Annotated in this window: 13 protein-coding genes and 1 pseudogene; 4 read left to right on the forward strand and 10 right to left on the reverse strand. The window is 42.5% G+C overall.

Going from position 1 to position 12,762, the window contains the following annotated elements; all coding sequences use genetic code 11:
- Window positions 1-57: 57 nt before the first annotated feature.
- From HMPREF1534_RS08180 to HMPREF1534_RS08145, 7 genes are all read right to left on the reverse strand, one after another.
- The gene (locus HMPREF1534_RS08180; RefSeq protein WP_005940971.1) at window positions 58-762 is read right to left on the reverse strand and encodes an SAM-dependent methyltransferase; all 705 of its coding nucleotides are present in this window, start codon (window positions 760-762) and stop codon (window positions 58-60) included.
- A 13-nt stretch (window positions 763-775) separates the two neighbouring features.
- Window positions 776-1,780, reverse strand: coding sequence for a gliding motility protein GldB-related protein (locus HMPREF1534_RS08175; protein ID WP_005940973.1), 1,005 nt, complete (start codon window positions 1,778-1,780; stop codon window positions 776-778).
- A gap of 6 nt (window positions 1,781-1,786) precedes the next feature.
- The gene (locus tag HMPREF1534_RS08170) at window positions 1,787-2,644 is read right to left on the reverse strand and encodes an enoyl-ACP reductase FabI (RefSeq protein WP_005940975.1); all 858 of its coding nucleotides are present in this window, start codon (window positions 2,642-2,644) and stop codon (window positions 1,787-1,789) included.
- Between the two features lie 234 nt (window positions 2,645-2,878).
- On the reverse strand, window positions 2,879-4,114 hold the full coding sequence (locus tag HMPREF1534_RS08165; protein WP_005940977.1) for a sodium ion-translocating decarboxylase subunit beta: 1,236 nt from the start codon (window positions 4,112-4,114) through the stop codon (window positions 2,879-2,881).
- Complete coding sequence (locus HMPREF1534_RS08160) at window positions 4,114-5,976, reverse strand: biotin/lipoyl-containing protein (protein WP_005940980.1); 1,863 nt, start codon at window positions 5,974-5,976, stop codon at window positions 4,114-4,116. Before HMPREF1534_RS08160 ends, HMPREF1534_RS08165 begins: the two co-directional genes overlap by 1 nt.
- Window positions 5,977-6,003: 27 nt before the next feature.
- Window positions 6,004-6,255: an OadG family protein gene (locus HMPREF1534_RS08155; RefSeq protein ID WP_005940983.1), complete on the reverse strand. Its 252-nt coding sequence runs from the start codon at window positions 6,253-6,255 to the stop codon at window positions 6,004-6,006.
- Window positions 6,256-6,508: 253 nt separating this feature from the next.
- Window positions 6,509-7,009 (reverse strand): nitroreductase family protein, encoded by a 501-nt coding sequence (locus HMPREF1534_RS08145; RefSeq protein ID WP_005940988.1) that lies wholly within the window; start codon window positions 7,007-7,009, stop codon window positions 6,509-6,511.
- 62 nt (window positions 7,010-7,071) lie between these two features.
- Here HMPREF1534_RS08145 and HMPREF1534_RS08140 point away from each other — a divergent pair, with 62 nt between their 5' ends.
- The 3 genes and pseudogenes from HMPREF1534_RS08140 (at window position 7,072) to HMPREF1534_RS08135 (ending at window position 9,005) form a co-directional block, all read left to right on the forward strand.
- A complete protein-coding gene (locus tag HMPREF1534_RS08140; RefSeq protein WP_005940991.1) occupies window positions 7,072-7,722 on the forward strand; it encodes an HAD family hydrolase in 651 nt (216 codons plus the stop codon).
- Between the two features lie 57 nt (window positions 7,723-7,779).
- Window positions 7,780-8,499 (forward strand): annotated as a pseudogene (locus tag HMPREF1534_RS0119045) (mechanosensitive ion channel family protein); the annotation flags it as partial.
- A 65-nt stretch (window positions 8,500-8,564) separates the two neighbouring features.
- On the forward strand, window positions 8,565-9,005 hold the full coding sequence (locus tag HMPREF1534_RS08135; RefSeq protein ID WP_005940994.1) for a DoxX family protein: 441 nt from the start codon (window positions 8,565-8,567) through the stop codon (window positions 9,003-9,005).
- 3 nt (window positions 9,006-9,008) lie between these two features.
- On the opposite strand, the gene HMPREF1534_RS08130 is transcribed toward HMPREF1534_RS08135, so the two are convergent.
- Both HMPREF1534_RS08130 and HMPREF1534_RS08125 read right to left on the reverse strand, forming a co-directional pair.
- Window positions 9,009-10,007: a DUF4435 domain-containing protein gene (locus tag HMPREF1534_RS08130; protein WP_005940998.1), complete on the reverse strand. Its 999-nt coding sequence runs from the start codon at window positions 10,005-10,007 to the stop codon at window positions 9,009-9,011.
- A 21-nt stretch (window positions 10,008-10,028) separates the two neighbouring features.
- Window positions 10,029-10,850, reverse strand: a complete 822-nt coding sequence (locus tag HMPREF1534_RS08125) for an AAA family ATPase (protein WP_005941000.1) — start codon at window positions 10,848-10,850, stop codon at window positions 10,029-10,031.
- A gap of 84 nt (window positions 10,851-10,934) precedes the next feature.
- On the opposite strand from HMPREF1534_RS08125, the gene HMPREF1534_RS08120 reads away from it, so the two are divergent.
- Entirely contained in the window at window positions 10,935-11,867 is a 933-nt protein-coding gene (locus HMPREF1534_RS08120; protein WP_005941002.1) for a DMT family transporter, read from the forward strand.
- A 32-nt stretch (window positions 11,868-11,899) separates the two neighbouring features.
- Here the strand turns inward: HMPREF1534_RS08120 and HMPREF1534_RS08115 are convergent, their stop codons facing one another.
- Window positions 11,900-12,757: an SDR family oxidoreductase gene (locus HMPREF1534_RS08115; RefSeq protein WP_005941004.1), complete on the reverse strand. Its 858-nt coding sequence runs from the start codon at window positions 12,755-12,757 to the stop codon at window positions 11,900-11,902.
- Between the last annotated feature and the right edge of the window lie 5 nt (window positions 12,758-12,762).

Genomic DNA, 12,762 nt, shown 5'->3' on the forward strand with positions numbered 1-12,762 from the left:
CCGACGATAAACCGAACGTTTTGTGAGGTGGTGGTAGCACAAGCACTACCAAAAGTACTATTTGTATATCAAAAATATGCAAGGAATCTTAGACAAGTCGGGCAGTTTCCCCTGCCACTCTTTTACTGTCTTGGTCTTGATATATTCTCCTTCACAAGTGATATTGGCAGCAATGCACAACTTGGTTTGAGGACGACAGTTTTTCAGAATATCTTCCGCCATCTTATTGTTTCGGTAAGGAGTTTCGATAAAGAGCTGCGTTTGGTCTTCTGAGTAAACGCGCTGTTCCAATACCTTAATCCGCTTGGCTCTTTCGCCCGGTTCAATAGGAAGGTAACCATGGAAAGCAAAGCTCTGACCGTTAAAGCCCGAACCCATGACAGACATAATAATGGAAGAAGGCCCTACCAACGGAACCACTTTCAGATTCTTGCGCTGGGCAATGGCTACCACATCAGCCCCCGGGTCGGCAACGGCAGGACAGCCGGCTTCAGAAATAACTCCCATAGACTCGCCCGACATTAACGGTTTCAAATAGCCGGAAATGTCTTCGGGTGAAGTATGCTTGTTTAATGGATAGAATGTAAGTGAATCAATATCAATGCTACGCTCCACTTTCTTCAGAAAACGACGGGCAGAACGCACATCCTCGACTATAAAATGCTTGATACCAAGGATTATTTCCTTGTTGTATACCGGTAATACGTTCTCAACGGGAGTGTCGCCCAAGGTAACGGGCAACAGGTATAATGCTGTTTCCATAATTCTGTTCTTATCAGGGCTTGAAATCAACTTCACTCAATATGCGGCGATAATCGGTATCGTTCAATAAATCATTTATGGTTACGTCGTCATGAGTCTTCATATATTCGTCTATCAGCAAAATGCCCATCCATACACCGATACTTGCCGGGGTTCGCTCACCTGTCATAATCGGTATAAAGGGATCTTTACGAATATAGCTGCGTACAATCAACGGATCGGTAGCATCCAGATGTCCGTTGTCCAGCATACCTTGCCATAAGGCTGATTTGTTCTTCTTGCACCATTCCGCCTCTTTCTCGTCATATCCCATCTCTTTCTCAAATGATTCATAACCCAATATACGGGCTACTACCCAATTGATTTTTCCCCTGTGCAAGATCATATCGAGCAAGGTACGTCCGGGTCCCCAAGGCATGGGATATTCACTCAATAAATAAAAGGTGAAACAATCCGGAACAATGCGGTCGGGCTCCATGCTGCGGCATTGGTAATCGTAGTAAAAACGTTTATAGAGGGGATAGTCGGCCCCCATATATTTATCTATGCTGAACCCTACGATACTGTCTCCTACCACTACCGACTGGTTGAGAGCAGAAAGTTGGGCATAGAAATGAGGAACGGGCAAAGAGGGAACTTCTTTCTTCAACTGCTTGAAGCCTTTGGTGAGTTTCTTCTCTATCCAGCCCATATCCTTGAATTTTTCTTCGGCATCCTGTATCAATACCAATAAAGTGGTATCGGCATAATACTCCATCAGACGGTCGTTTATCTTATTGTCATCCACTTCGCCAATGGCCAGCACATCTTCTATCAGGAGCTTGGTGGCTTGCGGAAAATCAGTATTCATCTTTTGCAGTGCCGAAAGGTTGTTCATAGTCACATACTCAAACAACAAACGGTCATAACGGGCTACTTTTATATTCAATTCGGCAGAATCGCTACTCTTTCCTCCGTTCCAATGGCAAGAAGAAAGAGCAACGAGACATACTAATATGAATATAACTTTGCGTATCATCGGTGATTATCCGTAAATGATATTTCCGTTTTCGTCTTTATATTCATCCAATCCCTTTTCGTAAGTTGCCATGGCACGAAGGCTCATACCCACACTGGAGAAACCTCCGTCGTGGAAAAGGTTCTGCATGGTCACTTTGCGGGTGAGGTCGGAGAACATTACGATACAATAATCCGCGCATTCATCGGCAGAAGCATTGCCCAGCGGAGACATACGATTGGCAAAATCGAACAGTTTGTCCATGCCTTTCACGCCCGAACCGGCAGTGGTCATGGTCGGTGACTGAGAAATAGTGTTCACACGCACATGATGTTCACGTCCGTAGATATATCCGAAGCTGCGTGCAATAGATTCCAATAATGCTTTTGCATCAGCCATGTCATTGTATCCGTAGAATGTACGCTGTGCAGCTACGTAGCTCAAAGCCAAGATAGAACCGTATTCTGCAATAGCATCCAGTTTCTTGGCTGCCTGAATCATTTTGTGGAATGATATGGCAGAAATATCTAAAGTCTTGCCCAGCATATCATAATCGAGGTCATCGTAAGTACGTTTTTTACGAACATTGGGAGACATACCGATAGAATGCAAAACAAAATCTATCTTGCCACCCAGCACTTCCATTGAACGCTTGAATACATTTTCCAAATCTTCTACACTCGTAGCATCAGCAGGAATCACTTCGCAATGCAGCTTGTCCGCCAAAGCCGAAACTTCACCCATACGAACTGCCACCGGAGTATTGGATAATGTAATGACAGCACCTTCCTCAACAGCTTTTTCTGCTACTTTCCATGCAATGGACTGTTCATTTAATGCACCAAAAATAATACCTCTTTTTCCTTTCAACAAATTGTAACTCATACCTATATTAGTGTTAAATTAGTTTGCAAAGATACAAACAATAAATGAATTATGCCTCATTTTTGCACACAAATGCAAAAAGAATGCAGTTTTAAAACAGTTTTTCGCCTCCAAATGTTTTAAAATAGTGAATATACAAAAAAGATACGGATTATGCAGACTTCATTGTTCTTTTACCCCTAAAGAACCGATATTCTCTACACATCCGTATCTTTATATTTCTATATATACCGCTTATCCCAAGAACGAAATCAATACACCGGCAGCTACTGCCGAACCGATTACTCCAGAGATATTACTAGCCATACAATACTGAAGTACATGATTCTTCGGGTCATACTTCAATGCTATTTCATTGGCCACACGGCTTGCCATCGGCACAGCACTCAGGCCACATGCACCAATCAACGGATTTATCTTTTTCTTGGTAAACAGATTGAATATCTTCACAAAAAGAATACCACCGGAAATAGACAGGGCAAATGCCAGGAAACCGCCAATCACGATGCCGATGGTTGTCCAGTTGAGGAATGCTTCGGTAGTCATAGTAGCGCCCACCGAAAGTCCCAGAAAAATGGTGGCGGCATTCATGATGCTGTTTGATGCCGCATCGAACAAACGCGAGGTATCGCTGCCAATCTCTTTCACCAAATTACCAAACATCAGCATACCAATCAAAGGCACTGCACTCGGTACGAACAAGGCCACGACTGTAGTAACGACAATCGGGAAAAGAATCTTCAGCACACGCAGGTTTTTGATTTCTGTCTTTGAAGGATATTTCTTTTCTTGCTCTTTCATATTGATACTCAATTCCTTCTTGGTACACCACAGTTTGACCACCAAAGGAATGATAACCGGAACCAAAGCCATATAAGAATAAGCTGCAATGGCAATGGGACCTAACAGATGAGGAGCCAGCTTGATGGTGGTAAAGATAGCTGTCGGACCGTCAGCACCACCGATAATACCCAGTGAAGCAGCTTCCTTCGGTGTAAAGCCCATCAAAATGGCTACCAGCAATACGGTGAAAATGCCCAACTGTGCAGCTGCACCGAAAATAGAGAGCCGCAGGTTACGAAGCATCGGACCAAAATCCGTCAGAGCACCCACACCCATAAAAATAATAGGAGGCAGGAAGCCTGTCTTTATCAACATATAGTAGATGAAGTTCATCAAACCGAGATCATGGGCAATTTCATGCAACGGCATCTCCCAAATATTCTTCATCACGCCATTCACCATTACCATGCCGTTTTCATCGGCTTGGACTACGCCCATTTCACCTCCGGGGAAGTTGGCCAGCAATACTCCGAAAGCAATCGGAATCAGCAATAACGGCTCATACTTTTTCTTAATACCCAGATAAAGCAAGATGAACGCAATGGCATACATTATCAGGAACTGCGGTTCGGCAATAATATTGCTGAAAGCAGTCATTTCATATAGTCTTGCAAATATATCTTCCATTATAATATCTTCATTAATACGTCATCTTCCGACACAGAATCACCCGAATTTACACAAATGGCAGTGATGGTTCCGTCATATTCGGCACGAATCGCATTATATGTCTTCATTGCCTCTACATAACAGATAACTTCGCCTTTTGCCACTTTATCACCTACCTTCTTCGGGGTTTCCTGTGCATTCTTTACCAAGAAGAATTTTCCTTCCAACGGAGAAAGGATATCTTTTCCTTCGCCCACCGGAGCAACAGTTTGAGCCGCCGGAGTACCTCCTGCAGCAGCATTGAGGGTAGCAGGGTCTACGGCACCGTAAGCTACTGTGACACGATAAGGTTGACCGTTTACATCTACCGTCAATACCTTTGTTTTGTTCTCTGCTTCGACAGGAGCCGTTGCATTGGCTTTTTCTTCCCGGCGTTTCTTCACATCCGCCAAGAAGTCTTCCTTTGCCTTTCCACTCTTATAAGCCTCATACTGAGCCGGATGCATGGCATATTCAAAGAGTTCTTCATCGTCCTGACCCTTATCCCATTGCTTTTCGAGCATCATCTTACGATATTTATCCAATTGGTCGGGATAATTATCCTGTGGATTACCATCAAAGAACTTACGACCTTCGCGTTCTGCCTTTTCTATAATTTCAGGAGCCAATTTGCCCGGCAGACGGCCGGCTTTGCCCAAAATCATATCCCAAATATCATCGGCAATCATGCCCCAGCGTTCTTTACCCTTTTCCATGGCCATTACGTTCATCATGGCAAGGTTTTTCACATACTGGCTGAACGGAGTCACCAAAGGAGGATAACCGACACGTGGCCATACATATGCCACTTCATTGAAGAGTTTTATCAATAACTCGTCCTGAGTCATAAACGGCAAATTGCGTTTCGCCTTATACTTGTTGATAAATTCAAGATTTGTTTCGAGATCGGCCATCAAGCTTCCCATCATACCTCCCGGAAGTCCCGGAGCAATCAGCAAGGAGTTCATCAGACGGTTCTTCGGGCTGATATATAGTCCGAGGAAGTCATCCATAAATTCCTGAATAAGAGAACGCACTTTCATGTACGCCTCCATATTGATTTCGGGCACTTTGAAACCGGCATCCTTCAGCATGGCCTGCACACTGATAAGATCGGCATGTCCCGTGCCCCATGACAACGGCTCCATGCCGACATCGATATAGTCGCAACCCGCCTGACATACTTCCAATATAGAAGCCATGTTGAAACCGGGTCCTGCGTGAGAGTGATATTGGATGGGGATATTTTTTATTTTCTTTATTCCTGCTACTATTTTACCCAGTGAAACAGGACGTCCGATACCTGCCATATCCTTGATACAGATTTCATCCGCTCCGGCCTCGATAAGCTGTTGGGCCATGTTTACATAATATTCCACGGTATGTACCGGAGAAAAAGTGATGCATAGGGAGCATTGTGAAATCATGCCGGCATCATGGGCATAACCGATAGAGGGGATAATATTGCGAACATCATTCAAACCGCAAAAAGTACGGGTAATATCTGTTCCTTGCGCGTGTTTTACTTTATAGAATAACTTGCGGACATCTGCCGGAACGGGACTCATTCGAAGACCATTCAAAGCACGGTCCAACATGTGTGTCTGAATACCTGCCTCGTGGAAGGGTTTGGTCCACTCGCGCACTGCTTTATTCGGATTCTCGCCAAACAATAAATTTACCTGTTCAAAACCACCGCCATTTGTTTCTACACGTGCAAAACAACCCATTTCAATAATGGCCGGGGCAACTTTTACCAACTGGTCTACGCGGGGCACATACTTGCCTGCGCTCTGCCACATATCGCGGAAGACCAGACTAAATTTCACTTCTCTTTCCATTTTCCTTAAATGTGTTTTTCTTTTGGATTATAGCTTCTCAATTTTTATCACCTGACCTTTACCTGCTGTCAAAATCTCTACTGCCGCCTTAATAGCATCCATAGCTCCTGCATCGGTTGTAGGAGCTACAGTAGGCACTTTCCTGGGAGCTTCTTCGGGAGCTACCTTGTTGACAATAGTAATGAGGTACTTGCTCAGATAGATAACAATGAGTAGTATGACAAAGACAGTAGCCATTCCAACTACCATCAGCATCAATCCGACTCCTATGTTCTCCATAAATCTAGTGTTATTAATAGTACTTACTGCACTTATAGGTTATTCAAAGCCTAAAAAGTGCTCAAATTTAGGCATTTCGGTTTTATTTTTATAATAAAGGGGTTGAAAAATATGCAAAATTAGTAGAAAAGAAGAAGATACACGAAGAAAGAAAGCGTTCCAAAAACCTAAAACAGCCATCAACTCAGGAAAAAACAGCACTTTGGTCTGCTGTAAGGGCAGATTGAATCTGCCCGATGACATTACGAAATCCTTAAAAAAGAATTTCATTCAGCATCTTGCGCTTTTTTTCAACAGGTTCGTCTTCAGCGTATCCTACAGGAATCAACACAGCCGGCTCTATATATTCGGGCAATCCCAAAACAGTGCTGCACTGAGAAGCATCGAAATTACAAACCCAGCAAGTACCCAAACCCTGCTCGGTAGCAGCCAGACAGAGATGTTCCACCGCAATAGCTATATCAATATCTGCATGATCTTTATTGTCGGCACGACGATGCCAAGACTCTTCATGGTTTGTGCAAGCCACAATGATACAGGGAGCTGTGGCAAGCCACTCACGCTTATAGCATTGCTGCAACGCCTTTAATGTAGGTTCATCTGTGACTATTTTAAACCGCCACGGTTGGAAATTAACTGCCGAGGGAGCCAAGCGTACACACTCCATGATATACTCCAATTTTTCTATCTCAACCGAACGACCGGCATATTTGCGGGCAGAATAGCGCGCTTTTACTAATTCTAGAAAGTTCATAAGCATTATTATTAGTTTGCAGACAAAAATACTAACTTTGCACCGATAAAAGAAATACAAATATGAAGAAACTTGTGATATTTGATTTAGACGGCACATTGCTGAATACAATAGCTGATTTGGCTGCCGCTACCAACCAAGCTTTACAGTACTATGGCTATCCCATTCATGACACGGATGCCTACCGTTTCTTTGTAGGAAACGGAATCAACAAACTGTTTGAACGAGCATTGCCCGAGAACGAAAGAAGCGAAGAAAATATTTTAAAAATCCGTTCTCAGTTTGTCCCTTATTACGATAAACACAACGCGGATTTTAGTCGTCCCTATCCGGGTATAGCAGCACTATTGCTGGCTTTACAAAATGACGGAAGAAAGATAGCTGTGGCGTCCAACAAATATCAAGCTGCTACACGGAAACTGATTGCACACTATTTCCCCGAAATAAATTTTGTGGAAGTATTGGGACAAAGGGAAGGAATACCTGCCAAGCCGGACCCTTCTATTGTAAATGATATCATTGCCACAGCCGGAGTCACCAAAGAAGAAGTGCTGTATGTAGGAGATTCCAATGTCGATATGCAAACGGCACACAATGCCGGAGTCACTGCCGTGGGAGTGGCTTGGGGATTCAGACCGCGAACAGAACTTGAAGCTCTTCATCCCGCACACATCATCGAAAAAGCAGAGGAACTGATTCCATTGCTTGATTGATTAGGACGGAAATATATACAAACAGCAGATATAGTGAAAACATTTCATCAAAGAACCATCAGGTATGTGATAAAAGGTTTGCGTTATCTGGCAACGGAGATTGACTCTGAGAGACTGAAAATAAACGGTTTCTACTCCGACTGGACCATACCGACTTTCCATATCATACGGTTCTTGCTCTACGCTTTTATGATAGTCATGATTTATCCATACCTGCCGGGGGCTGATTCCGGTGTGTTCCAAGGGATTTCCGTATTTGTCGGTCTGATTATCTCACTCGGTTCGAGTACTGTCATCGGTAATATCATTGAAGGCTTTATCACTACTTACATAAGGCCTTCAAACTGGGAGACCGTATCAAGTTGAACGAGACAACAGGAAATGTGGTGAAAAAAAACGGCTTTCGTAACCCGAATCCGTACATCGAAATCGGCAAGAACATACGGACTAATCATTCATTCGGAAGTAACCATCGGCTATGATGCACCTTGGAGGAAAGTACATCAGTTACTTATTGATGCTGCTTTGGCCACTCCGGAAATACAGGCCGATCCGGAACCATTTGTACTGAAAACATCATTAAGTGATTGGTATCCGGTTTATCAGGTTAATGCCTATATAAAAGATGCAGACAAAATGGCCGCCATTTATTCTGTTCTACACCAAAACATACAGGATTACTTCAATAAGGCAGGCATTGAGATTATGTCTCCTCACTATATTGCCACAAGAGACGGCAATGAAATAACCATCCCTAAAGAGACAGCCGAAGAATAAAATGAACAATTATTCGTTTTTTACGTTTTTATAGATAAATAGTATAAACTTTAAAAGCCTAATTTATGTCTGTTATTTATAAATTCTTATTTCCCTCAAAACCGGATAGCACAGCCATGTCATTACTATTATTGGCATTACGCATTTTATTCGGTGTATTATTAATGTCTCACGGAGTACAAAAATGGGCAAACTTCGATGCCATGAGTGAAAGTTTCCCGGATCCTTTGGGAGTAGGAAGCCAAATGTCTCTCATTTTGGCCATTTTTGGCGAACTGGCCTGTTCACTGGCTTTTATCTTCGGATTCCTTTACCGTCTTGCTATGATTCCTATGATTTTCACAATGGGCATGGCATTTTTTGTAATTCACGGCAATGACCCGTTCTCTGTCAAAGAACTGGCATTTATCTATCTTGTGGTATTTGTTCTGATGTACATAGCCGGGCCCGGAAAGTATTCTATCGATCACTTTATCGCTAAAGCTATATCGAAAACCAACAGATAAGTATTAATCAATATGCTTTAAAAAGCGTCTGATATCACTTTCCAACCTTTTATAAAGCGGAGATTCTTTATAACTAGTATGCTTGCGGAGTACTATATCAACTCCTAGCTGACGACGCTGATAGCTTGTCAGCTCATTATGGAACTGCATATCGTGCTCTGCAAGTTCTTTAATTTCCGCCTCACGCTCACGACGAAGAACATTACAAACAGGCGTCAACAGTTTCATCACTACACTATCCATAATATGATGCCCCTGAATAAACATATAAGTATTATCCGGATATACTCCCAATTGAGCGAACTCCTCTTTCATTGCCTCTATCTCTCCTATCGCTTTGGGATGACGATGCTCCAACTCCTGCAATTTCCGCCTTACACGACGGCTCATATTTTCCAAACTGCGCTCGGGCCGGTAAACACTTACCTGATCCAACTTGACAAACGAACAAAAATCAAGCAATGAAAACTCGGATAATATGTGTTTCCGATAAAACCACACCGACCAAATAAAAAGCGGATAGGCAATCTGTGAATACATCTTCATAAAGGCAACAAAATCTACCAATGGATGGTCATTCAAAGTAGCCATGACACACACTTCATGCAAAGCTCCCGAATAACATTGATAGTTTTCGATGGCGTATGCATACGTATGAAAAACATACTTATTATTGATAATATAGCGGGAAGTATGGGTAGCACCCTGAAGTAAATAATCATAATCACTGTCTACACAGGCAATCATATTCTGCCCCAACTGTGAACCCAGTTCATTCATTAATACAGATTTCTTGCCTTTCGCCAAAGTGGTCTTGGAAGGGAGCATTACTTCAAAATAACGAGTATCATCTTCAAACTCTCCCAATAGGGTACGCCAAAAAGAGACATCGTCGTAACTTTCAACATAAGCCACAATTTTTCGTCTTGCCTTTTTGGGCTTTAACCTATTCGCCGCACCGATATATAAAGAAGAAAGGTTGTCGGATAATCTCTTTCCCATAGCCGTGTCGTTTAGTTAAATTCATTGTGTTATATCACTCACTTCGGTAACGGCATCAAGCCATCCATCCATGACCAAAGCCGGCGAATGAGTCGTGAGTACAATCTGTACATTCGGATTCAATTCACGAATTAATGAAATTAGACGTTGTTGCCACTCCACATGAAGAGAAATCTCAGGCTCATCCATAAACAGCACTCCATGCCTCTTGTCCTGTACCAAGACAGTAAGCAAAATAACCAATATCTGTTTTTCACCCGAAGAAAGTTGGTAAGGGTATAAAGTATCACCGTCTTGTTCAAACAAAATCTCATTGCTCTGACGAATAATCTTCTTTCCCGTTTCTCCGAAAAGATCATCCATTAAATCCTGGAATTTCTTCTTAGGATAAGACATTTGGGCAGCACGCATCTGGTCTTCGGGATTACCGGAAGTAAGACACTCGATAATACGATTACCGATATTCACCTGATAATCCAAATAACGGCGCTGCAATTGATAAAGCTGCCAGTCCAGCTCTGTCTTCACATTCTTATCCGCCATTTTTTCAAGCAACTCGGAATGAATCAATGGTCGGTCAAAACTTCTGATAACATCAAAATGAATTTGCGTAGCATCTTCAGGAGAAAAAACAAAATGTACCCCCGGTGCAGAGCCATTACTTAAAGCCCCCCCTTCCAAAGCACTCAAACTATTTACAGACCTGTTCAGAATAGTACTTTTACCTATTCCATTCACCCCACTCAGAATATTAACATCAGGGCGAAGTTCCCACGAGATATCTTTACGTCCCCACAGCCGCTTTATCTCGATACGCTTAATATAATCAGCCTGCTTTTTCATTTTATATAAATTTACTATAAAGCAAAGATAGAAAATATAAAAAGAAACACCTACATTTGTACTGTTATTTAAGGTAAAAAAGATATGGCTATTCAGAAGTATAAAGGACATTTGGCATTGCTAGGCGCTGCCATAATGTGGGGATTAATGTCTCCTATCGGCAAAACAGCTTTAGAGAACGGAATTTCAGGACTTTCACTGGCAACTTTTCGAATGACGGGAGGAGCAGTCTGTTTTTGGATTGCATCTATTTTCGCACCCAAAGAACAAGTAAAGCCTCATGACTTGATGATGTTGTTCTTTGCCGGACTATTGGGTATCGTATTTAATCAAGGTTGTTTTACGTTCGGGTTATCACTGACCTCTCCCATCGATGCTTCCATCGTAACAACCACCGCACCGATTGCAACCATGATTGTTGCAGCCATTTATTTGAAGGAACCGGTAACCGGAAAGAAAGTAATCGGCATCTTCTTAGGCTCCATTGGGGCTTTAACTTTGATTATGAGTAGTCAAGGTTCCACAGATGATAAGGCCGGAAGCATTCCGGGAGACTTGTTGTGCTTGGCTGCTCAGATAAGTTTTTCTTTTTATCTGGCTATCTTTAAAGGATTAATCAGCAGATATAATATCTTCACATTAATGAAATGGATGTTCACATATGCCGCCATCTGCTTTATTCCATTCTCCTATCACGAAGTTTCGGCTATTCAATTTAACGAGATATCCACCACCACGTGGGGCTGCGTCCTTTTTGTTATCTTGGGAGGCACATTCTTTGCCTATATTTTAATGATGATAGGACAAAAGACATTGCGTCCGACCGTTATCAGTATGTATAACTATGTACAACCGATTGTCGGTACTTCTGTCTCTATTTTATTGGGCATGGGTACTTTCGGACCGGCAAAAGGACTGGCCGTCGTATTGGTATTCTTAGGAGTGTACATCGTCACTCAAAGCAAGAGCCGCGAACAGATGCTGGCTGAACAAACGGTTCAAAAAGACAGGCACTAACCATAGTTGTTGCAATCCCCCAACTCGGAGATTTATATAATTGACTCTTCCAAACGAAGCTGCTCTATATATTTCTCCGTGTCCTCCCAAAGTTGTTTGGCCTGCGGATGATTCATAAATTTATCTTTTACTTTTTTCGGTTTGCAAGAAGCAAACATTTGTCCGGTCACCTCCGACACTTCTTCATCAAGCAATAAGTGAATAGCTGTTGCCGCACCTTCTTTAGGAGTACGGATGCAAGGACGAAAAAACCAATCTGTCAGTTTATCAAACCACATATCCATACGGATGATATTGGTAGAAACAATTCCCGGATCGGCGGCATTGACTGTAATTCCGCTGTCTTTCACCCTTTCCGACAACTCACGCGTAAACAGCCACAAAGCCAACTTGGTATTGCTATAAATAGGAATACGCCAAAAGCTACCTGACTTTCCGCGGGAAAAAAAATCGGACGTGATATGCCCAAGTGAATAAGTACACGAAACCATATTGACAATACGGCTTCCTTTTCCCATCAAAGGCAATAATCTCATAGTCAAAAGAAAAGGAGCAACATAATTCACCGCCACTGTTCTTTCCAGCCCGTCTTCAGTCTGCATCAAATGAGTACTCATTGTTCCGGCATTATTCATCAAAAGGTCAATATGTTTTCCACGCCCCAACAGTCCGTCTGCAACATTGATAACAGACGCCATAGAAGACAGATCGACCTGACGTACTTCTATCTCCTTGTTTCCTGTTTCCAATATCATCTGATTCTTACGTTCTTCTCCTTTAAAAAGAGTATAACACAACATAATGACATGATACCCTGCCTCGGCTACGGCACGAGTTATTTCCTTTCCCATTCCTCCGTCGGCACCGGTTATAACAGCTAATTTACTCATTTTTC

Source organism: Phocaeicola massiliensis B84634 = Timone 84634 = DSM 17679 = JCM 13223 (assembly GCF_000382445.1).
GTDB lineage: Bacteria > Bacteroidota > Bacteroidia > Bacteroidales > Bacteroidaceae > Phocaeicola > Phocaeicola massiliensis.

Bases quoted from the DNA above. Each gene is read 5' to 3' on its own strand.
- HMPREF1534_RS08180 (WP_005940971.1), bottom strand. From the start codon at position 762: ATGGAAACAGCATTATACCTGTTGCCCGTTACCTTGGGCGACACTCCC.
- HMPREF1534_RS08175 (WP_005940973.1), bottom strand. From the start codon at position 1,780: ATGATACGCAAAGTTATATTCATATTAGTATGTCTCGTTGCTCTTTCT.
- HMPREF1534_RS08170 (WP_005940975.1), bottom strand. From the start codon at position 2,644: ATGAGTTACAATTTGTTGAAAGGAAAAAGAGGTATTATTTTTGGTGCA.
- HMPREF1534_RS08165 (WP_005940977.1), bottom strand. From the start codon at position 4,114: ATGGAAGATATATTTGCAAGACTATATGAAATGACTGCTTTCAGCAAT.
- HMPREF1534_RS08160 (WP_005940980.1), bottom strand. From the start codon at position 5,976: ATGGAAAGAGAAGTGAAATTTAGTCTGGTCTTCCGCGATATGTGGCAG.
- HMPREF1534_RS08155 (WP_005940983.1), bottom strand. From the start codon at position 6,255: ATGGAGAACATAGGAGTCGGATTGATGCTGATGGTAGTTGGAATGGCT.
- HMPREF1534_RS08145 (WP_005940988.1), bottom strand. From the start codon at position 7,009: ATGAACTTTCTAGAATTAGTAAAAGCGCGCTATTCTGCCCGCAAATAT.
- HMPREF1534_RS08140 (WP_005940991.1), top strand. From the start codon at position 7,072: ATGAAGAAACTTGTGATATTTGATTTAGACGGCACATTGCTGAATACA.
- HMPREF1534_RS08135 (WP_005940994.1), top strand. From the start codon at position 8,565: ATGTCTGTTATTTATAAATTCTTATTTCCCTCAAAACCGGATAGCACA.
- HMPREF1534_RS08130 (WP_005940998.1), bottom strand. From the start codon at position 10,007: ATGGGAAAGAGATTATCCGACAACCTTTCTTCTTTATATATCGGTGCG.
- HMPREF1534_RS08125 (WP_005941000.1), bottom strand. From the start codon at position 10,850: ATGAAAAAGCAGGCTGATTATATTAAGCGTATCGAGATAAAGCGGCTG.
- HMPREF1534_RS08120 (WP_005941002.1), top strand. From the start codon at position 10,935: ATGGCTATTCAGAAGTATAAAGGACATTTGGCATTGCTAGGCGCTGCC.
- HMPREF1534_RS08115 (WP_005941004.1), bottom strand. From the start codon at position 12,757: ATGAGTAAATTAGCTGTTATAACCGGTGCCGACGGAGGAATGGGAAAG.